This window comes from Enterobacter sp. KB-221C9 (genome assembly GCF_041320715.1).
GTDB classification, from domain to species: Bacteria; Pseudomonadota; Gammaproteobacteria; order Enterobacterales; family Enterobacteriaceae; genus Enterobacter; species Enterobacter asburiae_D.
Genome location: NZ_JBGIWG010000010.1, coordinates 137705 through 160940, shown reverse-complemented (window position 1 = coordinate 160940; position 23236 = coordinate 137705). Strand labels below are relative to the sequence as shown.

19 protein-coding genes and 1 pseudogene are annotated in these 23236 nt (G+C 52.8%); 12 read left to right on the top strand and 8 right to left on the bottom strand.

What is annotated here, in order from left to right:
* Window positions 1-25: 25 nt before the first annotated feature.
* Entirely contained in the window at window positions 26-457 is a 432-nt protein-coding gene (locus tag AB8846_RS16135; protein ID WP_023335546.1) for a universal stress protein, read from the top strand.
* Window positions 458-491: 34 nt separating this feature from the next.
* Here the strand turns inward: AB8846_RS16135 and AB8846_RS16130 are convergent, their stop codons facing one another.
* Both AB8846_RS16130 and ydfG read right to left on the bottom strand, forming a co-directional pair.
* Window positions 492-1178, bottom strand: coding sequence for a GntR family transcriptional regulator (locus tag AB8846_RS16130; RefSeq protein ID WP_063145668.1), 687 nt, complete (start codon window positions 1176-1178; stop codon window positions 492-494).
* A 91-nt stretch (window positions 1179-1269) separates the two neighbouring features.
* Window positions 1270-2016: a bifunctional NADP-dependent 3-hydroxy acid dehydrogenase/3-hydroxypropionate dehydrogenase YdfG gene (gene ydfG / locus AB8846_RS16125; RefSeq protein ID WP_370733155.1), complete on the bottom strand. Its 747-nt coding sequence runs from the start codon at window positions 2014-2016 to the stop codon at window positions 1270-1272.
* Window positions 2017-2158: 142 nt separating this feature from the next.
* Between ydfG and dcp the strand changes: the two genes are divergently transcribed.
* From dcp to AB8846_RS16090, 7 genes are all read left to right on the top strand, one after another.
* A complete protein-coding gene (gene dcp / locus AB8846_RS16120) occupies window positions 2159-4192 on the top strand; it encodes a peptidyl-dipeptidase Dcp (protein WP_370733154.1) in 2034 nt (677 codons plus the stop codon).
* A gap of 699 nt (window positions 4193-4891) precedes the next feature.
* Window positions 4892-5344, top strand: coding sequence for a LuxR C-terminal-related transcriptional regulator (locus AB8846_RS16115; protein WP_370733153.1), 453 nt, complete (start codon window positions 4892-4894; stop codon window positions 5342-5344).
* 74 nt (window positions 5345-5418) lie between these two features.
* The gene (locus tag AB8846_RS16110) at window positions 5419-5997 is read left to right on the top strand and encodes a common pilus major fimbrillin subunit EcpA (protein ID WP_062934372.1); all 579 of its coding nucleotides are present in this window, start codon (window positions 5419-5421) and stop codon (window positions 5995-5997) included.
* A gap of 65 nt (window positions 5998-6062) precedes the next feature.
* Complete coding sequence (locus AB8846_RS16105; RefSeq protein ID WP_370733152.1) at window positions 6063-6740, top strand: hypothetical protein; 678 nt, start codon at window positions 6063-6065, stop codon at window positions 6738-6740.
* An 8-nt stretch (window positions 6741-6748) separates the two neighbouring features.
* Entirely contained in the window at window positions 6749-9286 is a 2538-nt protein-coding gene (locus tag AB8846_RS16100) for a TcfC E-set like domain-containing protein (RefSeq protein ID WP_370733151.1), read from the top strand.
* Complete coding sequence (locus AB8846_RS16095; protein WP_370733150.1) at window positions 9276-10889, top strand: fimbrial protein; 1614 nt, start codon at window positions 9276-9278, stop codon at window positions 10887-10889. The genes AB8846_RS16100 and AB8846_RS16095 overlap by 11 nt, the downstream gene beginning before the upstream one ends.
* A gap of 8 nt (window positions 10890-10897) precedes the next feature.
* On the top strand, window positions 10898-11578 hold the full coding sequence (locus tag AB8846_RS16090) for a molecular chaperone (RefSeq protein WP_370733149.1): 681 nt from the start codon (window positions 10898-10900) through the stop codon (window positions 11576-11578).
* Between the two features lie 5 nt (window positions 11579-11583).
* Here the strand turns inward: AB8846_RS16090 and AB8846_RS16085 are convergent, their stop codons facing one another.
* The 3 genes from AB8846_RS16085 to AB8846_RS16075 all read right to left on the bottom strand — a co-directional run bounded on the left by AB8846_RS16085 (window position 11584) and on the right by AB8846_RS16075 (window position 14696).
* A complete protein-coding gene (locus tag AB8846_RS16085) occupies window positions 11584-12219 on the bottom strand; it encodes a helix-turn-helix transcriptional regulator (RefSeq protein ID WP_370733148.1) in 636 nt (211 codons plus the stop codon).
* 277 nt (window positions 12220-12496) lie between these two features.
* Window positions 12497-13168, bottom strand: coding sequence for an MgtC family protein (locus tag AB8846_RS16080; protein WP_370733147.1), 672 nt, complete (start codon window positions 13166-13168; stop codon window positions 12497-12499).
* Between the two features lie 538 nt (window positions 13169-13706).
* Entirely contained in the window at window positions 13707-14696 is a 990-nt protein-coding gene (locus AB8846_RS16075) for a 2-hydroxyacid dehydrogenase (protein ID WP_370733146.1), read from the bottom strand.
* A 210-nt stretch (window positions 14697-14906) separates the two neighbouring features.
* On the opposite strand from AB8846_RS16075, the gene AB8846_RS16070 reads away from it, so the two are divergent.
* From AB8846_RS16070 to AB8846_RS16060, 3 genes are read left to right on the top strand one after another with little or no spacing between them, the layout of a single operon-like run.
* Entirely contained in the window at window positions 14907-17546 is a 2640-nt protein-coding gene (locus AB8846_RS16070; RefSeq protein ID WP_370733145.1) for a YdbH family protein, read from the top strand.
* Window positions 17543-17734 (top strand): YnbE family lipoprotein, encoded by a 192-nt coding sequence (locus AB8846_RS16065; RefSeq protein ID WP_014169918.1) that lies wholly within the window; start codon window positions 17543-17545, stop codon window positions 17732-17734. Before AB8846_RS16070 ends, AB8846_RS16065 begins: the two co-directional genes overlap by 4 nt.
* A 7-nt stretch (window positions 17735-17741) precedes the next feature.
* Entirely contained in the window at window positions 17742-18059 is a 318-nt protein-coding gene (locus AB8846_RS16060; RefSeq protein WP_028017556.1) for a YdbL family protein, read from the top strand.
* Here AB8846_RS16060 and feaR read toward each other — a convergent pair whose 3' ends face one another.
* Window positions 18060-18968 carry a transcriptional regulator FeaR gene (gene feaR, locus AB8846_RS16055; RefSeq protein WP_370733178.1) on the bottom strand — a complete coding sequence of 303 codons (909 nt, stop codon included), beginning with the start codon at window positions 18966-18968 and terminating at the stop codon, window positions 18060-18062.
* A 241-nt stretch (window positions 18969-19209) separates the two neighbouring features.
* On the opposite strand from feaR, the gene AB8846_RS16050 reads away from it, so the two are divergent.
* Complete coding sequence (locus AB8846_RS16050; protein WP_063145786.1) at window positions 19210-20709, top strand: aldehyde dehydrogenase family protein; 1500 nt, start codon at window positions 19210-19212, stop codon at window positions 20707-20709.
* A gap of 87 nt (window positions 20710-20796) precedes the next feature.
* Here the strand turns inward: AB8846_RS16050 and AB8846_RS16045 are convergent, their stop codons facing one another.
* Together AB8846_RS16045 and AB8846_RS16040 are read right to left on the bottom strand one after the other, a co-directional pair.
* Window positions 20797-21903, bottom strand: coding sequence for a membrane-associated sensor domain-containing protein (locus tag AB8846_RS16045; protein WP_370733144.1), 1107 nt, complete (start codon window positions 21901-21903; stop codon window positions 20797-20799).
* A gap of 72 nt (window positions 21904-21975) precedes the next feature.
* Window positions 21976-23162, bottom strand: a pseudogene (locus AB8846_RS16040) (alkyl/aryl-sulfatase).
* Window positions 23163-23236 lie beyond the last annotated feature (74 nt).

Genomic DNA, 23236 nt, shown 5'->3' with positions numbered 1-23236 from the left:
TTCATCGGAATAAGGAGTCAGGCTTATGTATAAGAGCATTTTGATGCCTGTAGACGTGTTTGAAATGGATTTGAGCGACAAAGCGGTTCGCCACGCGGCAAACCTGGCGAAGGCTGAGGGCGCGTCGATTACCCTGGTCAACATTCTGCCAGCCAGCAGCCGGTCTCTGCTGCGCGGGTTCAACGCCGATATTAAAAAGTTTGAAGAGTATATGACCGCAGAATCCGGCAAGAAAATGAACGAGTTAAAAAGACTGTTCGATATCGCCCCGGAGAATATTCACAGCATGGTGCGTTTTGGCAACGTCCGCGATGAAATTATCAAGCTGAGCAAGGAGGGGGAATATGATGCGATAGTCATCGGGTCGAAAAATCCGAGCATCTCCACTCATCTGCTGGGTTCAAACGCGGAATCTATTCTGCGCTACGCCACGATCCCGGTGTTAGTCGTTCGCTAATCACGCCGCCGCACCCCAAAGGGAGCGGCGAATATTACTCTTCGCTAAACCACTCGCTATTTTCCTGACGAATAAGCTGCACGGATTCGCTGATCTCCTGCAGATGCAGCGTCATCGCTTTTTCTACGCCGTCGGCATCGCGTTTTTCAAGCGCGCTGAAAATATCATGATGCTGTCGAAGCAGCATTTCCGGCGGGGAGACGTGATCGAGGCTCATGTAGCGCACGCGGTCAATGGTGGCCTTGATGTTCTCGATGGTGTCCCAGGCCAGCTGACAATCGGCAATCTGCGCCAGTTTCTGGTGGAATTCATCATCAAGCTGGAAGAAATCATTAAGCTGCTTGCGGTCAATGGCAATGCGCTGCTGGTGCAGGTTCTGCTCCAGCAGGTAACACTGGTTATCGTTGATAAGCGTTGCGGCACGGCGCGCCACTGCGCATTCAATGGCCTGACGAACGAAACAGCCGTTGCGTACCTGAGAGAGTGAAATTTTGTTCACGTAGCTGCCGCGCTGCGGGCGGATCTGTATCAGTCCGTTCTCGGCAAGCTTAATGAACGCTTCACGCACCGGCTGACGGGAAACGTCAAAACGCACGGAAACCTCTTTTTCTGAAAGCGGCGTTCCCGGTGGGATCAGGCAATGGACAATATCACGTCGCAAAATGCGATAGATTTGCTGGTTTACGGGCTGGGTGGGATTGAGTTGCGATTCAGCGGCCATGAGTTGTCATTTCTCAGAGTGTTAGCCTGAACATACTACCATTCTTTTAGGGCCCGAAACAGACCCGGCCCGCAGGCCGGGAAGGGCAGGTTTAGCCACGATGGACGCTAAGTCCGGCAAAACTCTGGCTGACTGGCATCATTTCAACGGTATTGATGTTGACGTGCTTTGGCAGCGTCGCCACCCACCAGACCGTTTCGGTTACATCTTCCGGCGTCAGCGCGTTAGCATTTTCGTAGGTTTTGCCCGCTTTCGCGTCATCGCCCTTGAAACGCACGTTGGAAAACTCGGTGCCGCCCACCAGGCCCGGCTCGATATCGGTGACGCGAATGGCGGTGCCGTGCAGATCGGTACGCAGGTTAAGGCTGAACTGGCGCACAAACGCTTTCGTCGCGCCATAGACGTTGCCGCCCGCGTAAGGCCAGCTGCCGGCGGTGGAACCGATATTGATAATGTGGCCGCGGTTGCGCTCGACCATGCCAGGCAGCACCGCGCGGGTCATATAGACCAGCCCTTTGTTGTTGGTGTCGATCATGTTTTCCCAGTCTTCTACGCTGGCTTTGTGCGCGGGCTCCATGCCCAGCGCCAGACCGGCATTGTTGACCAGCACGTCAATGGCGCGCCAGTCGGCGGGCAGGTTGGCAATCATCTCTTCAATGGCCGCGCGGTTACGCACGTCCAGCTGCGCGGTCAGGATGCTGTCGCCTAATTCGTCTTTCAGCTCCTGTAAACGCTCCTGGCGGCGACCGGTCGCAATAACCTTGTGCCCGTTGGCGACGAAGCGACGCGTGATGCTTTCACCAAAACCTGCCGTTGCCCCGGTAACTAAAATAATCATCTCACTGTTCCTCAACGCTTTTTGTGTTGTACTAACATAGCACGGCCGCAGAGGGTGCGTTAAGGCAACATTTGTATGACGGCGTTGCAGGGGATGGCGGCCTGGCCTACTCTGGGAGGATACCCGTACTCAGGAGCGAAAGATGACGGCCACGAATCCCTTTTTTGACATCAGCCTGTTGCCCTATCAGGCCCCCCATTTTGATGAAATCAACGACGGCCACTATCGCCCGGCCTTCGATGAAGCGCTTCGCCAGAAGCGGGCGGACATTGACGCCATTGTGTCTCAGGCCGCAGCGCCTGACTTCACTAACACCGTGCTGGCGCTGGAGAAAAGCGGCGCAATGCTCTCGCGCGTCAGCAGCGTCTTCTTCGCCATGACCTCCGCACACACCAATGCGTACCTGCAGGAGCTTGAGGAGCAGTTCTCCACCGAGCTTGCCGCGCTGGCGAACGATATCTGGCTGAATGACACGCTGTTCGCCCGCGTGGAGAGCGTCTGGCAGAACCGTGCCGCGCTGGACGCCGAATCCCGTCGGCTGGTCGAGGAGACTTACCAGCGGTTTATCCTGGCTGGGGCACGTCTCAATGAAACAGAAAAAGCCGAGCTGAAGGCGCTGAATACCGAGGCAGCTACCCTGACCAGCCAGTTTAACCAGCGTCTGCTGGCTGCCGATAAGACGGGCGGGCTGGTGGTGGATTACGCGCACCAGCTTGACGGGCTCAGCGCCAGCGAGATCGCCGACGCGGCGCAGGCTGCCGCAGAGCGAGGGCTAAACGATCGCTGGCTAATCCCGCTTCTGAACACGACCCAGCAGCCCGCGCTTTCCGCGCTGCGCAATCGCCAGACCCGCGAAAACCTGTTCAACGCAGGCTGGACGCGCACCCAGAAAGGGGATGAAAACGACACTCGCGAGCTGATCCTCCGCCTTACGGCGCTACGTGCGCGGCAGGCCCGCCTGCTGGGCTTTGAGGATTATGCCAGCTGGAGCACCGCCGACCAGATGGCGAAAAACCCGGACGCCGCGCTGGCTTTTATGCGCGGTATCGTGCCTGCCGCACGTGCCCGTGCAGAGCGCGAGCAGGCCGATATTCAGAAAGTCATCGACGACGAGCAGGGCGGTTTCACCGTGCAGGCCTGGGACTGGGCTTATTACGCCGAGCGCGTGCGTCAGGCGAAATATGCCCTCGATGAATCGCAAATCAAACCCTATTTTGCGCTCAATACCGTATTGCAGGATGGCGTCTTCTGGGCAGCCAGCCAGCTGTTTGGCATCCGCTTTGTGGAGCGCTTCGATATCCCGGTGTATCACCCGGACGTCAGGGTCTGGGAAATTTTCGACCACACCGGTGAGGGCATGGCGCTGTTTTACGGCGACTTCTTTGCCCGCGATTCCAAGCAGGGCGGAGCCTGGATGGGCAATTTCGTCGAGCAATCCTTCGAGTTTGCTGCCCGTCCGGTGATCTACAACGTCTGTAACTACCAAAAACCGGCGAACGGCGGCGTCGCGCTTCTCTCCTGGGATGATGTGATAACCCTGTTCCACGAGTTCGGCCATACGCTACACGGCCTGTTTGCCAGCCAGCGTTTCGCCACGCTCTCCGGCACCAACACGCCGCGTGATTTTGTTGAGTTCCCGTCACAAATTAACGAGCACTGGGCCAGCCACCCACAGGTGTTTACCCACTACGCCCGCCATTACGAAACCGGTGAACCGATGCCGGACGCGCTGCGGGAAAGCATGCTCAACGCGACCCATTTCAACAAGGGTTATGACATGACGGAACTGCTGGCTGCCGCGCTGCTGGACATGAACTGGCACGGCATCGGTGAGGCCGTTTCGAGCGTAGAGGATTTTGAAGCGGCAGCGCTGAAAAAAGAGGGGCTGGATCTGCCCGCCGTACCGCCGCGCTATCGCAGCAGCTATTTTGCCCATATTTTTGGCGGCGGCTACGCGGCGGGATATTACGCCTACCTGTGGACGCAAATGCTTGCTGACGATGGCTATCAGTGGTTTGTCGAACAGGGCGGCCTGACGCGTGAAAACGGGCAAAAATTCCGCGAGGCGATTTTGTCCCGTGGTAACAGCACGGATTTAGCAGAACTGTATCGCAGCTGGCGCGGGCACGATCCGAAGATTGAACCGATGCTGGAGAATCGCGGGTTGAGCGCATAAAGTGAGTTTCGCTGAAAGTTGAACCGGGCAACGCGCCCGGTTTTTTTATCTTCCCCGGGGCTATAGGAAGAGATGATTTGGATCAATGCGCGTTAAAGCTCCCTCTTTCACCTAACCCGAACCAGTACAAGTTATTCAAAAAGGAAGTGCAAAAAACTCAGATAAAAACATCAAAAAAAACACCATAAGAACATAAATGAAACACAACATTAACAATGTTGTAGGGCAAATACTTATTTTTTGACAAATTGTGCTGTTATTTTTTAATCAACTCCCATCATTAATTGATGAATAATCCTAATGGCCTGTGGATTATTCCTAATAAAATCACCCATCCTAACTGCCGGGCCTTAAGAATATTCTTAGCTAAAAGAGTCATTTACATATCTAAATGTTCTTCACATGCATTAGGAATTTACACGAATTCAATCGCAGACACATCTTGAAATTAAACGTTGTCACATCTTCGGGCTAGCCATAATATGACCATATCGCTGAGCAATGAGGTAAAAACAATATAGGGAAATCAAACAATATATGGCATTGCAAAAATATGAGAAAGTACAGTGCATGAGTTGTCATTTTCAATGTGAACTATATCCGCAAGCTACAATAAAAATGATGGGTTGCACAGAATCCAAATATTGCTTATGGCCCGACAAGAACATGTACTTGAAGTGTGGAACGCAGCTATTGCTAATGAATGCGCGTTACAAACTTCTGCATAATGGCCTTATTTTTGTTGATTTTTCTCGTTATAACATACGGTTGTTTACCAATAATAAGTGGATTGAGTATTTGGCCAAAACGGGTTTGCGTCTGGTTTTGATCGCTGACAGGCTCACGCAACCACTGGCGCTGTACTGGAAAAAGCGCAGCAAGCATATCGCGTCAGTTATTTACGCTAGCGATACTGAAAATGAAATTGAAAAGAAAATACAGCTGCATTTTTTAGGGCAAAGGGACAGACGGGTTTATCTGCCAACACTAAGCGAAAATGAAGTCCGGGTTTTTGAGTTGTTGGTTGAGGAAAAGTCAGTAAGGCAAATCGCTGATGAATTGTCTTTTCCGGAAAAGAAAGTCTACGCAACAAAACTCAGCTTGCAAAATAAGATGGGGGGAAGGGGGAAGTTAAATATTATTTTATCTTGATAGAAATAATTATTCGTCATTTAAGCAATAAATCCATAAATGGAACTAATTTAATTATTTACAGGAAATTAAAAATGAAAAAAATCGTATTAGCTGGTATTGCGGCGGCCGCTCTTGTATCTACCAGCGCGATGGCTGATATCACTGCTTCTGCCACTGCGAGTTGGGATGCCAGCGCAACCAAAGATACGGCCAGCGTTCTGGTTGTTACCCCGCTGAAGTCACTGACGTTCCAGTACGCGGAAGGGATCAAAGCCTTTAACAATCAAAAAGGCGCTTTTGATATCACCATCGAAGGCCAGTCTGGTGCGACTGACTTTACCCTGACTTCACAAATTGTCAGCAATACGCTGAGCAGAACAACAGATGCGTCCACGCTGGACGTGGGTGTGAACTGGAACGGCACGGCCCTGAGTAAAACAACGCCAGTAACGATGATCGATACCGCTAATAACATCTCAGCCGGTCTTGATGCGCTGGCGGTTAGCACTGCCTATGCCGGTAGCGACCGTGTGAGCACTCAGGGTCTTTTTGACTTCTCGATTGATTCCGCCACCTCTGATGGCAGCACCGCTGCTGAGTTCAGTGCGTTAACTGATGGTTACTGGAGCGGCGATGTTCGCGTTCAGTTTACCGCAGTCTGGACCGTTTAATTTACGTCTGGCCAATACCTATCAGGAATGACAAGGAGGCTTAGGCCTCCTTCTAAGGATGCACCATGAAGCTGAAACCACTATTAATCTCTCTCCTTTTACTGAGCGTTACGTCGCCATCTCAGGCGATTAATGTCGGAGAGGTAACCTCAATAATGGGTCCTGAAGCATCCAGTCTTGCAAAGGAAATTATTAACACCACCAATACCGCACGTTACGTCAGCGTCAATGTAGAGCGTCTGTCTTCTCCAATGGCTGGCGGCGTTATTATTCCTATGGAAGCCCGACCTGAATTATTGTCAACACCTGCGAGCCTTATTCTGCCCGGCAATTCGAAAGAGAATTTTCGTTTCTTTTATAACGGACCTCGGGATGATAAAGAACGTTATTATCGGCTGTCATGGACCGATGAGCCGGTGACGGAATTTGATGCCAGTAAAAAGAAGAAACAGGGAGAGGCTACCACCTCTGCTATTATTGGCACCATACTGGTGGTTGCACCCCGTGAAGAAAAATTCGACTACCATCGTAGTAATGACACCGTTACAAATACCGGGAATGCATCTTTCCGCGTCATTTCCTATGGGCCCTGCCGGGATAAAGCCAAAGACACAGGGCAAGGCTGTCGTGAACGTTATTATGTCATGCCCGGTGTGAGCGTCAAAATAAAGTACACCGACCTCACCAGTAAAAAAACACGAATTGGTATTTGGCATGGTGAGCAATATATAAATGTAGGCTGAGTGACATTATGGATAATATCGGTTACGTCAAGGGAACGTTATTTGCTGGATTATTGTTAACAATTAACCAGGGTTGGACAGCCAATACATCGACGCCAGTCAGAGTTAGCCACTATGTTATTTCTTCAGTGTTCGCTAATGCGTTATATCAGGGCATGGCTGTCCCTGTGTTTATTCGTTATGAGGGTGACGATAGTATGCAGCGCAGCCAGCAAAAGATAGCCGATGCAATCCTTACCATTAAGGATGATGAGTTCCGCTTAAACCAGATAACGCTGAACGATCTGCCAAAGCGTACAGAACTGTCACCACAAATAAAAACGCTGCTTGCGGGTTTACAGGACAAAAGCATAGGCGATGGTCAGCGCGTGATGATCAATAAAGATGCCTCCCTCTCGCTTGACACTCGCTCATTCTATCTTGAGCTAACGGTTAACCGTTCGGCTCTGCAGGCTGCCGTTTTGCCACGCACTAATATCCTCGGCGATTCCTCCGCGCAGGATCTGTCCAGCGTGCTGAATTACTCTATCGGGAGCTATTACAATAAGTACGAGAATACCGATAGTGCCAGTAGCTACCTTACGCTCGATAATACCTGGGCCCTGCGGGAGCATCACCTGAATGTAAACGGTTCTCTCTATGGCATTGGTACCGCAAACCAGCAGGCAGAACTGTATCGCACCATGTATGAACGAGATTATCAGGGACGCCGCCTGGCAATGGGGATGGTCGACACATGGAACCTGCAATCCATCGCCAGCATGAGCGCCCTGAATTCAAGCCGTATTTATGGCATGAGCTATGGCAACAAAAGCAGCACGCAAATTGAGGACAACACGCTGTCCCTGGTGCCTGTCACGGTATTCCTGCCCTCCGCAGGTGAGGTTCACGTTTACCGTGACGGTAAATTGCTCAGCATCCAAAATTTCTCGATGGGAAGCTACGAGCTGGACACGTCGCGCCTGCCGTTTGGCATCTATAACGTCGATATTAAGGTCATCGTTAACGGACGCATAGTCAGCAGCCGTACGGCTAATATCAACAAAACGTTCTCCCGTAAGTCCAGTATTACCGGCGATCTTTCATGGCAGATGTTCGGGGGCAGCCTCGAATATAACAAGATGGATTACCGTAATCACAATAACCTCAATTACGGACAGCAGAATACATGGATTGCCGGCATTGCCGCCGCAACCAACCAACCCTGGCTATCGGGTGTGAACCTTAAAACCACGCTGTACGGTTTTGACCAAAATGGCGTCAATGAGACGGAAGCTAATATTATTTTCAATAACGCATTTAGCTTCAACCAGCAGGCCCTGATTGGCACTGATAGCACCTGGCAAAGTATTTCCACGTTTAGTCTGAGCTTGCCGGAAGGGTATGGCAACGTGTGGGGATCGCGTCAGTATAGCGCTATCGGAAACGCGTTACCGCTTCAGAAGAATGACTACATTACCGTAGGGGCAACCGCTAACCTGCGGAAAATAGTCCCGTTTCTCGGCACGCTAACCGTTAGCCGGACCAACAACAAGTATACCCGTAACACGTATACCAATATCGATTACGACCAGTCATTGTTAGCAAACAGATATGCGACGGTGTCCCTGCGCGCCGGTATTCAAAATTATCAGTACGACAACGGTGAAAACCTGCGCGATAAGTACATTAATATTGACGTTTCTGTTCCCTTTGCCACCTGGTTCAGCACGGGCGTTTCGAGCCAGAACGGTAACATGCTGGCCAACGCCACGCTTCGAAAACGCTTTGACAATAGTGCCATTACTCAGGTCGGTGCCTCTGTATCAAAGCAGTTAAAGCAAAAAAACGATAACGCCAGCAGCTATCGTACCGATGACTATGCCACTAACGGTTTCGTCAGCTATGACACGAAATATAACGCTGGTACCGTCTCAGTCAGTCGCTCAGCGCAGCACAGTTCCAATTACAGTCTTAGCTCGCAAGGCAGCGTGGCCTGGACGCAAAATAAACTCTATGCCGGTAAAGGCAACCAGACTGCGGGTCTGGTTGTTAATACCGGTTTCAGTGAACAGGGAAGGGTGATGGCTAAGATCAATGGACAAAATTATCCGCTGACCGGGAAAAGTAATTTCATCAGTCTTCCACCTTACGCGGAATATAAGGTTGAGCTGATGAATGATAAAAATTCGGAAGACAGTGTTGATATTGTGAGCGGCCGTCGCAGCAATGTCGTGCTCTACCCTGGCAACGTTAGCGTGCTCAATCCGGAAATAAAGCAGCTCGTCACCGTCTTTGGTCGGGTGAAGGATAAACGTGGCGGTTATTACGCTAACGCCGATATTCACAATCACATTGGTAAAACGAGAACGGATGAACTCGGCGAGTTCGCCATGGACGTCGATAAACGGTATCCGGTGATCACACTCATGGATAAATTCGGGGGTATCTGCGAAGTAGATCTTGATCTGAAAGGAGCAAAAGGCGCCGTGTGGGTGGGGGAAATCCCTTGCGAAATCCAGCAACAGACAGCATCACTGACTGGAGAGGTTAAGCATGTTTATTAAAACTCGTCGCGTCATGCTGCTGATGTGCTGGCTGCTCGCATCGCCTGCACAGGCACTGACGGCAAGCAGTAGCGGCAGCGGCAGTAACACTTATATGTTTATTAACAATACAGTCGATCACGAATATTTCATCACGACAGGTTCATTATCCCCGCGATTCAGCGGCGCCAATGTCTGGACGAAATATAAGACTAATCAGCGCAGTTTAGGATATATGGGCAATTCAGGCTGGAGTTATCTCAACCGTTATTATGACCTGTGGATCGACAGCTCTCCGATTAACCAACCTTTTGTGGGACTCCGCTGTATGAGTACGGGGGCGAATTGTCCCGCCTCAGGATATATCTCTCCCGACGTCATTGATAAAGATGGTTTTTATCATGTCATGTCCGGCAGCAGCGTTGAGAATGGCAGCTATGGTGCGGGGACGCTAAGCCCGGCCGCCTATGAATATTTCCGCAACCAGCCCGTGGGGGCAACAGATACGTTTCAGCTGAATCTCTGCTACTTAAATTCCAATACTGACTACGATTTTGCCTCCGGTACGCGCTGTAAAGACCTCGCGAGCGGAGGCACGTGGCGCTATTACACGATGAGTTTCGAAAAGGTCGCTCATTTGACATTGAACAGTACGGGTTCAATGGCAGAAGTGTGGGTAGCAAGCGATGGTACCCCGAGTATTAACATGGGTTCAGATCTGTGCCAGATAGGCGTGGTATCAAACGTAACCGGGGTCATATGTAAGATGGTTTCTTACAACCTTCAGCAGACGAAAACGCTGACCACCTCGCTTGATTTTCGCATGGTCATTGATACTGCATTGTTGGGATTTTCGCCCGGAACATCAGACGTGAAATACAGTGGAGATGGTGCCAGCTGGACCAACTTCGGCACGGCCAGTACCTACACAAAAACGTTTACCACCTCTGGAGAGTACGTGTACGTCTTTCTGTCTAATGCCTTCTTTAAAAAGGTCCTGACAGCTGGCACGGATCTGACCAACAAGGATTCGCTTTTCACGTTCTATTTTGATAATTCAGTGACTCCGCAATCGGGTTATTATCAATTTACGCCTTCGACGCTGGTTAACATCGTCCCTCGTGAATATGGCATCAGCATTATGTCCAGCGACGGGAACTCAGATCCGCAAGCATCGGGTATGATCGGCAGCGAAGAGCCGATCTCCTTTGAGTATAAAGTCATGACGTCTGCTGCACGGCAGGCCGACAGCATTACTGCACAGGTGATTGGTGATTCCACAACCTTAAACGGCGTGCCTTACTGCCTGTTTACCTCAACAGATAATGACTTAAGAGTTCCTGTTCCGGCTTATCTTGAATGGACTTCTTCTGCCGGGGCAGTTGAGCGGGCCCGTAACAGCTGTAACGAGAATGCCGTCGATATGACAAACGCCGCGTGGACCCAGACTGCATGGAACGCCAATAACGATGATGGCTATTTTTTCTCCACGACATTACGACTTCTGTTTCCGATGGACGACTCACGCTCAAACCTTACGTTAGACGGTCGCGACTGGATGGGAACCGTTAGCGCAAGCGGTGAGCTAAAGGTGACGGCTAAATGGATCGGCGTAGATCGGTAGGTACGAAGATGAAAAATATTCTCTTAATCGCTTTAAGCATGCTTGGTTCTCCGGCCGCTTACGCCGTGTATTTTAATTCAATAATATATGATATGGACGACAGTAAAGATTTTATTGCTCGCTCTGTTATCAATGATACTAAGAAAACGAATTTATATACGCTATCGGCTTATAAAATCTCTCGCCCGGGTAACGGCCTGGAGCCTCCTGTAAATAATATAGCCAGGGATTTGGTCTGGTCCCCGTTAAAGTTCACCGTACAGCCAAACGGTCGCGAGTATTTTAAGCTCTATTATCGTGGGCCTAAAGATGATGTCGAGAGATACTACCGGGTGATCTTTAGGGAAACGCCGGTTACACTTTTTCCGTGGCGTGCTGAACAAAAGAAAATGGATTTCATACCGGTCGTTTCAATGAGTACTATTCTCATTGTCCGCCCTCGCAAAACTCATCTACGCTATGAGATAGATGAACAAAACGGCACAATAAAAAATACGGGCAACACATTTTTTAGAGTCATCCTACAGAAAGGGTGCAATGGTGATGATGAAAGTTCAACTCAGTTTTATATGCTGCCGGGCGAAATCTGGAAGGGTACTGAGGCAAAAAGTGGAAATAAGAAATTTATTGTCGCATTGGGTAAATACCATCACTTAGGTAGCGGCTGTTTTTCCAGTCAGCCTGGTTAGCCTTCTCAGCCAGTCGCATAGATAGCATGCATTAGACGCAGATCCCGCAGTCGATTCAGTCCTCCAAACTTCTTGCAGAGAGAAGACTGGAAGCGGTAAACGCTGCGGGCATCACACGACATGATGCGTGCAATATCCTGACTGGACTTCCCCCGGGCGAGCAGACGCAGTGTACCCATCTCTTGATCTGTCAGCGTTGGTGTGCGCCGGCAGTGAAGTCTCCGTCCCTGCATGACACGCTTAATTTTATTGATTACACTGGGCAAGCAGTTTTCGACCTCAACCACCGACCATGAAAACCCTGAATGGGCCATCCAGAAATTTGCCATGGGTAGCATACTTTTTTCGGATAATAAGATAATCTTTAGTCCAGAAGCTTGAAGTTTCTTTGCCCATTCCTCATCAATAAAAAACAAAATATTATCTAGTGAGAAATCAACCACGATGACGCCTTGAGGTAAATAGCAGGTTAATTCCGTAAAAACCAGCTCATGAATAGTGCGTTTAAAATACTGGTTTAAATCAGGCCAGATTGCAAACTGCCTCTTTGCACAAAAAATTTCCTGCGCTTTATTTTCTGAGTCGAGAGGGCAGTTAAAACTACACCCCATACAGTTAACGGCACTGATTTTTTTTAGCATTTTCTTTTATCCTTCTGTCCTGAAAATTTACACAGGAAGATAGTATATGTTTTTTAAACATACCGTAAACGTTACAGCGTCAAACGATTGTTTACTTTTGGTGTGAAAGAAATACATTTTTTTAATCTGTTGTGTATAAGTACACGTTGATTGACAAAACAGTCGCTCAGTGAATGTTATGCGATAAAGTGAACTACAATGACAAGGGTGATATGATATTATCGGCAGGCCTAGGTCTTATAGAAACCGATGCCGGGTGTAATGCCCGGCATCGATTTTATACTGCGTGACAGCTGAATGAAGAAAAAATCTTATTTCCGCCCATATTATCCATAATAAGATCGAGCAATTTTCGATATTCCTCACGGGTAATCACTTCAGCCCGAATTTCGGTTGTTCCTTCCGCCTGCGTCGTGGTGGAATAAATGCCTTTCACGCTAATCCTCAACTCTTTCGCCATGCTTACCACGCTCTGCCGCACCGCATCTTCATGCTCGTCATTGCAGGTAATTTTCAGGACATAGCATTTTTCGCCTTCATGGAGTGCGGGCAGTTGATTAATTCGCTGCGCGGCTTCGCGTAGCAATATGTTGGCACAGAGAATAATTAGGCTGGCCATGGCGGCATTCCAGAACTGACCTAATCCGCACAGCACGCCAATTCCGGCCGAGCACCACAGCGTTGCTGCGGTATTCAGGCCACGGATATTCATTCCTTCACGCATAATGACGCCAGCGCCAAGGAAACCTATTCCGGAGACGATCTGCGCTGCGATACGCCCCGGACTATCAGGAGATGTGGATACCGAACTCAAAATGAACACCGCCGCGCCCGTGGCAACCAGTGCATTGGTACGAAGCCCGGCCATACGCTGGCGCCACTGTCTTTCCGCGCCAATAATTGCGCCCAGCAGCATCGCTGCGAGCAGATGAGAGATATAAGGGAACATCAGCCTGTCGCCTGTTAACGTTATTAAATAATAAGCGTCAGTGCTTTGCTAAGCACATCATACGCCGTTTAATTGCTAAGCGTGTCAGGACGACGGTGGCGGAAAGAGTGAATGTGTAAACATGAACATCGCGATGCCCCACAAATTGAGCGTTTTTACTATTTCGGGATACAATCGCTTAAAGAGGATTGCTGCCCACCGTGAAGGCAAGCAGCGAGAAATTCGCGTCAGCTTACCTTCGTATCAAATATAAAATGGCTTTCCAACGAAGAGCTCCTGTATAAATTTAGTGCCAGTATAGTCAGGCGAAATGCTCAGTAAAGCGAAAAAGCAACGTCCGTTATGAATTGTTTAAGTTCGGGATGATTGTTTTTTAAGACGTCATCTGATTTTCAAAAATACCCGGAATACTCCATTTCCTTTTTTACAGGCGATAACAGGCAAAGGCAGGCAGTATGTCTCTTCGTTCGGTGCGCGCACCGGACCTGGGAAACAGACAGTACGCCGGGTGGGGCATAGCCGCCACCCGGCGTCACGCTTATGCCAGTTCGTTAGGGCACGCTTCGCCTTTTTCCAGCTGCTGCAGGTTACCCAGCGTGGTTTCCGAAATGCTGATCAGCGCTTCGGCAGTCAGAAACGCCTGATGCCCGGTAAAGAGCACGTTGTGACAGGCAGACAGGCGGCGGAACACGTCGTCCTGGATCACATCATTAGACTTGTCTTCAAAGAACAGATCGCGTTCGTTCTCATACACGTCCATCCCCAGCGCGCCAATTTTCTGGGTTTTCAGCGCTTCGATAGCGGCCTGAGAGTCAACCAGCCCGCCGCGGCTGGTGTTGATGATCATCACGCCGTCTTTCATCTGGTCAAACGCGGTCTGGTTAAGCAGGTGGTAGTTCTCCGGCGTCAGCGGGCAATGCAGGGAGATCACGTCAGACTGCGAGAACAGGGTCGGCAGGTCGACGTATTCCACGCCCAGATCCAGCGCAGCTGCGCTTGGGTACGGATCGAACGCCAGCAGACGCATGCCGAAGCCTTTCAGAATGCGCAGGGCAGCCACGCCAATTTTACCGGTGCCGATCACGCCCGCGGTTTTGCCGTACATGGTAAAGCCGGTCAGCCCCTCCAGCGAGAAGTTGGCGTCACGGGTACGCTGATAGGCGCGGTGAATACGACGGTTGAGCGACATCATCATGCCAATCGCATGTTCCGCCACCGCTTCCGGGGAGTACGCCGGCACGCGCACCACCTTCAGACCCAGCTCTTTCGCCGCGTCGAGGTCCACGTTATTAAAGCCCGCGCAGCGCAGGGCAATGTACTTCACACCCTGTTTTTTCAACTCTTCCAGCACCGGACGACTGCCATCGTCGTTAACAAAAATGCAGACGCCTTCACAGCCGTGCGCCGTTTTGGCGGTTTTTTCGGACAGCAGAAAGTCGAAAAATTCAAGCTCAAACCCGTAAGCCTCGTTAACATGTTGCAGATACTTTTTGTCGTACTGCTTTGTGCTATATACCGCGAGTTTCATAAGGCTTTCTCCAGTGATTTTGCATTCACGTTAGCATGATTAAAATTATCTTACAATTTCTAAAATATTATTGAATTCAATAAGTTCTATCAATTATTCTAGAGCATCTATCCTTAAAAATGGCATTCCCTTCAACTGACTGGCTAAACATGCGACAATGATCGGCACTGCCGGCTTAATTCTTTCGTTAAATCAGGATATTAACTGCCCATGAAGGGTAAATACAAAGCCGCTCTTGCGCTTTTACTGCTGTTCATATTGTTGCCGCTGACGCTGCTGATGACGCTCGCCCAGTGGGTACCGACGCTCGCCGGGATCTGGCTGCCCGTCGGGACGCGCATCGCATTCGAAGAAAGTCCGAAACTGACTCGCCACGCGCTGGTGATCCCCGATCTTCGCTATCTGGTTGAAGACTGCGAAATTGCCCGCATCGATAACGTGACGCTGTCACATCCGAGCCGCTGGAAACTGGATATCGGCGCGCTGGATCTTAACTCCGTCTGTCTGAGCAAAATTCCCCAGTCTGCGCCCTCAACGGTCGCCCCCAAAACGCTGGCGCAATGGCAGGCCGTGTTACCCAATACCTGGCTCACGATTCACCGTCTGACGCTGTCGCCCTGGCAGCAGTGGCAGGGCGAACTTCAGGCATCGCTGACCCCGTTCCGTCAGGAGATCGCCTATAAAGGCGAGCAGGTCAGCATTAAAGGCACGCTTCGCGGACAGACGCTCTCGGTCAGCCAGTTCGATGTACAGCTCCCGGACCAGCCGCAGCCGATTAAGCTGGTGGGCGAGTTCACGCTGCCGTTGGTACCTGACGGCGTGCCGGTGAAAGGCCACGCGGTCGCGACCTTTAACGTGCCACAGTTAACGTCTCTGGTCGATGCCGATCTGGACTGGGAAGACAATCAGGGGCAGCTGGTCGTAATGGCGCGGGACAACCCCGATCCGCTGCTCGATCTGCCGTGGCAGGTTACGGCGGAGCAGCTGAGCATCAGCGACGGGCGCTGGAACTGGGATCTTTCCGGTATGCCGCTGAGCGGGCGCGTTTCGCTTCGCGCGGACAACTGGCAGCAGGGGCTGGATAAAACCACCCTGACCGGACGACTGAACGTGCTGACCCACGGTGACGCGGGCAAAGGCAACGCGGTATTGAACATTGGGCCCGGCAGGCTAGGCATGGAAAACAGCGACATGCCCCTGACTCTCAGCGGCGAGGCGAAGCAAAACGATCTTATTCTTTACGCCAAATTGCCCGCAACGCTGACCGGCAGCCTGTATGAACCGCAGCTGGCCTTTGAGCCGGGTGCGCTGCTCCGCTCGCGCGGGCGCATCATTGACTCACTCGATATCGATGAAATCCGCTGGCCGCTGGCGGGCGTGAAGCTGACGCAGAAGGGCGTGGACGGCCGTTTACAGGCGATTCTGCGCGCCCATGAAAACAAGATGGGTGATTTTGAACTCCACCTGGACGGCCAGGCCAACGACTTTTTACCTGATAACGGCCTGTGGCAGTGGCGCTACTGGGGTAAAGGCGGTTTTACGCCGATGCATGCCCGCTGGGATGTCGCCGGGAAAGGCGAGTGGCGCGACAACCTTATTGAGCTGACGGCGCTCTCCACCGGTTTTGACAAGCTCCAGTACGGCACGATGGAGATCAGCAAGCCGCGTCTGGTGCTGGATCGGCCGGTGCGCTGGTTGCGTGACCCCGATAAACCGGCCTTCAGCGGCGCGCTGTCGCTCAACGCAGGGCAAACCCGTTTCTCTGGCGGCAGCGCGTTGCCGCCCTCGGTCCTGACCTTCAGCGTCGACGGCACCGACCCGACCCTTTTTCAATTTAAGGGCGACCTCCATGCGGAGAAAATTGGCCCGGTACAGGTGAACGGTCGCTGGGACGGCGTCCGTCTTCGCGGGCAGGCCTGGTGGCCGAAACAGTCCCTCACCGTATTCCAGCCGCTGATCCCGCCGGACTGGAAAATGACGCTGCGCGACGGGGAACTTTATGCACAGGTCGCCTTCTCGGCGGCGGCCGATCAGGGCTTTGAAGCGGGCGGGCACGGCGTGCTGAAATCCGGCAGCGCCTGGATGCCGGATAACCAGATTAACGGCGTTGATTTTGTACTGCCGTTCCGCTTTAGCGAGGGAACCTGGTCTCTCGGCACGCGCGGTCCGGTCACGTTGCGCATCGGTGAAGTGGAAAACCTGGTGACCGCGCGCAACATTACCGCCGATCTACAGGGGGATTATCCCTGGACGGAGGACAACCCGCTGCTGCTCACCAACGTGAAGGTGGAAACCCTCGGCGGGAAGATCACCATGCAGCAGCTGCGGATGCCACAGCACGATCCGGCCCTGCTGCGCGTGGACAATATCTCCTCCAGCGAGCTGATTAGCGCCGTCAACCCGAAGCAGTTTGCCATGTCAGGGCCTGTGAGCGGGGCGCTGCCGTTCTGGCTGGACAATGAAAAATGGATCATTAAAGATGGCTGGCTGACCAACCCGGGGCCCATGACGCTACGCATCGACAAAGATACGGCAGACGCCATCGTGAAGGATAATATGGTTGCGGGTGCCGCGATTAACTGGCTCCGCTATATGGAAATTTCGCGCTCGTGGACGAGAATCAATTTAGATAACCTGGGTGAATTAACCATGCAGGCGACCATCAAGGGGACCAGCCGGGTGGACGGCAAAAGCAGCTCCGTCAACCTGAACTATACCCATGACGAGAATGTCTTTACCCTCTGGCGCAGCCTGCGTTTTGGGGACAACCTGCAAACCTGGTTTGAGCAACATGCGGCGATACCTGCTCCCCGCAGTTCGACTGGCAAGGAAAGTGAGGAACAACAATGAAAAAGATGGCTGGTGTGCTCACCGTTGCCGTTGCCGCGCTACTGACCGGCTGTACGCCGCGTATTGAAGTCGCTGCACCAAAGGAGCCGATTACCATCAATATGAATGTCAAAATCGAACATGAGATCCATATTAAGGTCGATAAAGACGTTGAAACCCTGCTGAAATCGCGCAGCGATCTGTTCTGAGGATGCCATGAAACGATTAGCTCTGATTTTACTGGCGCTGGGGATGAACGTGCAAGCGGCTGCGCTGACCTTAAACGACGCCCGGGCGCAGGGGCGCGTGGGGGAAACCCTCAGCGGGTATCTTGCACCGATTCAACAGGATGCGGAAACGCTGGCGCTGGTCAATCGTATCAATGCGGCACGCACGGAAAACTATCAGAAGCTGGCTGACAGCAATAATTTGCCGGTCGATGAAGTGGCCAAAATGGCAGGTCAAAAGCTGGTTGCCCGCGCGCAGCCGGGCGAATACGTGAAGGGTATTAACGGAAAATGGCTCAAAAAATAGCTAGCGGTAGCGCCTGCGGTATTCACCCGGCGAGACGCCAAAACGCTGCTTAAACGCCGTTGAAAAATGGCTATGGTCGGTGAACCCCCAGCTGTAGCCAATGCCCGCCAGCTTTTCATCATCCCCGGCCGAGCGCAGTACCTGCGCGCACAGATCCAGGCGACGGTTTTTGATGTACTGCGCCACCACCAGCCCCTTCTCGGCAAACATGCGGTAGAGGCTGCGCACGGACATACCGCTCTCGGCGGCAATCCATTCCGGGCGCAGCGATTCAGACTGAATATGGTCGTCAATCAGCGCCACGACATGCAGGAACTGGCGTTCCTTGCGGGGCTGAATGATTTCACGCTGCTGGAAAGCCGGGCGCAGCAGGCAGATCATCGCTTCGAGCGCCGCTTCGCTCTCCCGGTCACTCAGGTCGGTATTGCTCATGCTCTCCATCAGCAGGCGATGGCTCAGCTGTACCGTGGGCAAGGTGCGGGAAAGGGCGGTCGCGCAGCTTATCTCCTGGAAACGACACTGCTGCTCAATAATCTGACGGGGAACCAGCAGCGAAATCTGGCGGGATTTTTCCCGCCAGTTGATCGAGCAGGGACGCGACGCGTCAATCAGCGTGATATCACCGGTTCTGAGTACCGCCCGACGCTCATCCTGTTCAATTTCCGCGCTGCCTTCAAGCTGGAACACGGTATAGAACCAGGCATCGTTACTCTGCGTAATCTCCTGACGGGAGCGGAACAGGTTGACGCCGCCTGCGGTCACGGTGCTGAGCTTCAGGCTGCGCGCATAGCTGGTCTCCAGCTCGCCGAAGAACTTCCCCTCGGTGGGCTGCGCGTTAAAACGCCCGCAAACCTGGTTAATTTGCGCCAGCCACTGCTGATATTGTTCCTGCTCGCTTGCACACGCCATCGTTTCTCTCACTGCACCGTCAACGTTTTCGCATTGTTGCATTTGTGTTGCATTTTGTCAGAGCTATGAGGCTGACTATAGGAAAGAACACTCACCGGTAACAGCGATATAAGCGGCAATTATCGCGATTTGCGGAGCCTGTCACAGGTGGCAAAGCGAATGTCACAGAGACGAAAGCGAGAATGCAAAACCCCACTTAGACTGGATGAACACCCTGCGAAGAATAACGAAGGAGTATCCTATGTCTGAATCACAGGTGGCCATTCAGCCTGCCGTACAACAATTTTTAGACCGACAGCATGGCCTGTGGATTGAAGGGCGTCAGGCCGCGTCGGACAGTGAAAAGCGGCTGAACGTCTTCAACCCGGCCACGGGCGAGGTCATTGCCTCGACTGCCGATGCCAGCGTCGATGACGTGGACCGTGCCGTCATGTCCGGCTGGCGGGCGTTTGTTGCCCGCAGCTGGGCCGGTAAACTCCCGGCGGAGCGCGAGCGGATCCTGCTTCATTTCGCCGATCTGGTCGAACAGCACAGCGAGGAGCTGGCCCAGCTTGAAACGCTGGAGCAGGGCAAATCCATTAACATTTCCCGCATGTTTGAAGTCGGCTGCACCCTGAACTGGATGCGCTATACCGCCGGGCTGACCACCAAAATTTCGGGTAAGACCCTCGACCTCTCCATCCCGCTGCCGCAGGGCGCCCGCTATCAGGCGTGGACGCGTAAGGAGCCGGTTGGCGTGGTGGCCGGTATTGTGCCCTGGAACTTCCCGCTGATGATCGGGATGTGGAAAGTGATGCCTGCGCTGGCCGCGGGATGCTCTATTGTCATCAAGCCGTCAGAGACCACGCCGCTGACCATGCTGCGCGTGGCGGAACTGGCCAGTGAAGCGGGCATTCCGGACGGGGTGTTCAACGTGGTAACCGGGAGCGGCGCGGTGTGCGGCGCAGCGCTGACCTCGCATCCGCATATTGCAAAGGTGAGCTTTACCGGCTCAACGGCGACGGGTAAGCAAATCGCCCGCGCGGCGGCGGATACGCTAACCGGGGTGACCCTGGAACTGGGTGGGAAAAACCCGGCTATCGTACTGAAAGACGCGGACCCGGCGTGGGTGATCGAAGGCCTGATGACCGGCAGCTTCCTGAACCAGGGGCAGGTGTGCGCGGCAAGCTCGCGCATCTACATTGAAGCGCCGCTGTTTGACACGCTGGTCAGCGGGTTTGAGCAGGCGGTGAAATCCCTGAGCGTCGGGCCGGGCATGTCGCCGGAGGCGTTTATCAACCCGCTGGTGTCGCGCGCGCACTGCGACAAGGTGCAGACCTTCCTTGATGAAGCGAAGTCGCGCAACGCGGAGCTGATCGTTGGTAACAGGGGGCCGGAAGGCAAAGGTTATTACGTTTCGCCTACGCTGGTGGTGAACCCGGATGCCTCACTGCGCCTGACGCGTGAAGAGGTGTTTGGCCCGGTGGTCAACGTGGTGCGCGTCGCCGACGGGGAAGAGGCGCTCCAGCTGGCAAACGACACCGAATATGGCCTGACGGCCAGCGTCTGGACGCAGAATATCAGCAAGGCGCTGGAGTACACCGACAGGCTGCAGGCGGGCACCGTCTGGGTGAACAGCCATACGCTGATCGACGCCAACCTGCCGTTCGGCGGCATGAAGCAGTCCGGCACCGGACGTGACTTTGGCCCGGACTGGCTGGACGGCTGGTGTGAAACCAAGTCGGTTTGCGTGCGTTATTAAAAAACAAGCCGGGTGGCGGCTACGCCTTACCCGGCCTACAACGACTCGCACCGTAGGCCGGGTAAGCGCAGCGCCACCCGGCATTATTTACAGCGACCACCGATCCCGTCCGGCCTCCTTCGACCGATACAGCGCCGCATCGGCGCGGGCGATGATCTCGGTGCCCGCTAACCCTTCCGCCATGCTCGCAATCCCCATGCTCACGGTGACATGGTCGCTAACGGTTGACGCGCTGTGCGGTATGGACTCCACGCGAAGGCCGTCCTGAATGCGTAGGGCCACCTTTTCAGCGATGTTTTCCGGGCAGTTAAACAGGATCACCACGAACTCCTCGCCGCCGTAGCGTGACACCACATCGTCAGGCGTCCGCACGGACTGCTTCAGCACCCGCGCCACGCGCGTCAGGCAGTCGTCACCCGCCTGGTGCCCGTAGGTGTCGTTGTAGCGTTTGAAATAGTCGATATCCAGCATAATCACCGAGAAGGTTTTTTTCTGCTCAACCGCATTCTCCAGCACCACTTCCATTTTTCGGCGATTGGCGGTTTTGGTTAACGGATCCTGATGCGCCAGCGCATCCAGTCTGGAGATCAGCAGCTGATTTTGCTGATTACGTCGCCAGGCCTCGTCAAACCAGCTCAACAGGATGAAACGCCCGCAGATCAGGATCAGCGTAAAGACGCTCCAGATAACAACGAAGTGAAGGTTGAGGCCATCGTTCCGTATCCAGCTTGCTATCGGCAGGGTGATCCAGAGCGGGAGCACAAAGGCGAGCAACCCTTCAGGATAAAAATAGAGCGCCGTTAAGCCGGCGAGTAATAAAATAACGCACAGCGGCCAGACGTGCGGGAGCAGCAGCTGGGTGATAAACCAGAAGCAGGAGACCGACCAGATGGCGCTACAAATAAACAACACCGCGCTGATACCGGCGATGCGCCGCCAGGCCATGAGGATAAGCGCAGCGGAGAGGATGATAATGCCGAGCATGGAGGCATCGACCATTCTCGTCAGCTGCGGCGAGTGGGGATAAAGGGGATCGCTGGTATTAAGCAGGACGTGTCGCAGCAGAATCATCACCGCGAAGCTGATGTTGACGAAGGCCAGCCACGGCAGGTTCATCGCCAGCCCGTGCATGACCATGGCATGGCGCGTTGGCCAGGTTGCCCGTTCAAGTGTCGGTTTTTTTCTTTTTTCCATTGACGCTTTTTACCCTGTCTGGCTAACACGTGAAGCAGGAAAGGGCGGACGAACCGCCCTTTGCGCGTACCGTTACGGTGTCACAATGTTAAACCAGAAATCAAACTTGTCCATATAGCTAAGCATGGCATCAAGTTTCGCGCTGTCGCCAGTAATTTTAATATTTCCGCTGTCCTGGGCCTGTTTCAGCGTAACCTCCTTGAGAATGATTTTATTCAGGGTGTCACGGTTAAGCGTCAGCCTCTTTTGCTTCAGCGTTCGCCGTGTGGTTCAGCACGCAGTTTTCCAGCTCGAGTTTGTACTTCCCGCCATCGCTGCCTAAATCAATGTTAAACACCGATTTAGCTTCACCGGCTTTCTGACCGTTGATATGAACAGCCAGATAGTCGAAGAACATCTCTGGCGTCATCGCGCGTACCGTATCCGGGCTTGCGGTATTCGGCGTTGGACCTTTCACCACGCCGTTACGCAACTCTTGCGCACCGGTCAGGTAGAAGTTACGCCACGGGCCAGACTCAGCCTGATAGCCAAGCTGTTCCAGCGCATCCGCTTCCAGGTTACGTGCCGCCTGGTTGTTGGGATCGGCAAAGACCACTTTGCTGACCACCTGCGCCACCCAGCGGTAGTTCCCCTGGTCGAAGTCGGTTTTCGCCTTGTTCAGGATGGCATCCGCGCCGCCCATATACTCAACGAATTTCTTCGCGGCTTCTTCAGGCGGCGGTTCATCCAGCGTCGCCGGGTTGCCGTCAAACCAGCCCAGATACAGCACATAGGTGGCTTTCACGTCATGGCTCACCGAACCGTAATAGCCGCGGTTAGCCCAGGTATGCGCCAGTGAATCCGGGAGCTTGAGGTGGTGGTCCCAAGACCGGCACCCACCTGGCCTTTGGCATCTGGCTTCAGCAGGTTGCCAAACATATAGCTGGCGCGGCGGCTCATCACGTTGCTTTAAAATAGAGATCCATCCCGACCTTCGCCGTTTCTGCCGACACCAGCGGGTCAACCACGGTAATACCTTCTTTCCCTTCAATGATGGTCATATTTGACAGATCAAGATTTCGGATCTGATATACGCCGTCGGTCACTTCAAACAGGCCGCTAATATTAATCAGCTGAGATTGACGCCATAAGCTGGGATTAACGGAGTCCGGCGCTTTATCGCCTTCTTTAATAAACGAATACTGCTGTGGATCCCAGATAACATTGCCTTGTTCCCCTTTGATAATTTCCTGAGGCTGAAAGTGGTTCAAGAAATGCAAGGGAAATAAACGAGGTAGAAATAACTATAATCGGGGAGAGGTATTCAGCAAGTAAATAGATGAAAAACCGGGCA

Coding starts and splice junctions, on each gene's coding strand:
- AB8846_RS16135 (WP_023335546.1), top strand. CDS start 26: ATGTATAAGAGCATTTTGATGCCTGTAGACGTGTTTGAAATGGATTTG.
- AB8846_RS16130 (WP_063145668.1), bottom strand. CDS start 1,178: ATGGCCGCTGAATCGCAACTCAATCCCACCCAGCCCGTAAACCAGCAA.
- ydfG (WP_370733155.1), bottom strand. CDS start 2,016: ATGATTATTTTAGTTACCGGGGCAACGGCAGGTTTTGGTGAAAGCATC.
- dcp (WP_370733154.1), top strand. CDS start 2,159: ATGACGGCCACGAATCCCTTTTTTGACATCAGCCTGTTGCCCTATCAG.
- AB8846_RS16115 (WP_370733153.1), top strand. CDS start 4,892: ATGAATGCGCGTTACAAACTTCTGCATAATGGCCTTATTTTTGTTGAT.
- AB8846_RS16110 (WP_062934372.1), top strand. CDS start 5,419: ATGAAAAAAATCGTATTAGCTGGTATTGCGGCGGCCGCTCTTGTATCT.
- AB8846_RS16105 (WP_370733152.1), top strand. CDS start 6,063: ATGAAGCTGAAACCACTATTAATCTCTCTCCTTTTACTGAGCGTTACG.
- AB8846_RS16100 (WP_370733151.1), top strand. CDS start 6,749: ATGGATAATATCGGTTACGTCAAGGGAACGTTATTTGCTGGATTATTG.
- AB8846_RS16095 (WP_370733150.1), top strand. CDS start 9,276: ATGTTTATTAAAACTCGTCGCGTCATGCTGCTGATGTGCTGGCTGCTC.
- AB8846_RS16090 (WP_370733149.1), top strand. CDS start 10,898: ATGAAAAATATTCTCTTAATCGCTTTAAGCATGCTTGGTTCTCCGGCC.
- AB8846_RS16085 (WP_370733148.1), bottom strand. CDS start 12,219: ATGCTAAAAAAAATCAGTGCCGTTAACTGTATGGGGTGTAGTTTTAAC.
- AB8846_RS16080 (WP_370733147.1), bottom strand. CDS start 13,168: ATGTTCCCTTATATCTCTCATCTGCTCGCAGCGATGCTGCTGGGCGCA.
- AB8846_RS16075 (WP_370733146.1), bottom strand. CDS start 14,696: ATGAAACTCGCGGTATATAGCACAAAGCAGTACGACAAAAAGTATCTG.
- AB8846_RS16070 (WP_370733145.1), top strand. CDS start 14,907: ATGAAGGGTAAATACAAAGCCGCTCTTGCGCTTTTACTGCTGTTCATA.
- AB8846_RS16065 (WP_014169918.1), top strand. CDS start 17,543: ATGAAAAAGATGGCTGGTGTGCTCACCGTTGCCGTTGCCGCGCTACTG.
- AB8846_RS16060 (WP_028017556.1), top strand. CDS start 17,742: ATGAAACGATTAGCTCTGATTTTACTGGCGCTGGGGATGAACGTGCAA.
- feaR (WP_370733178.1), bottom strand. CDS start 18,968: ATGGCGTGTGCAAGCGAGCAGGAACAATATCAGCAGTGGCTGGCGCAA.
- AB8846_RS16050 (WP_063145786.1), top strand. CDS start 19,210: ATGTCTGAATCACAGGTGGCCATTCAGCCTGCCGTACAACAATTTTTA.
- AB8846_RS16045 (WP_370733144.1), bottom strand. CDS start 21,903: ATGGAAAAAAGAAAAAAACCGACACTTGAACGGGCAACCTGGCCAACG.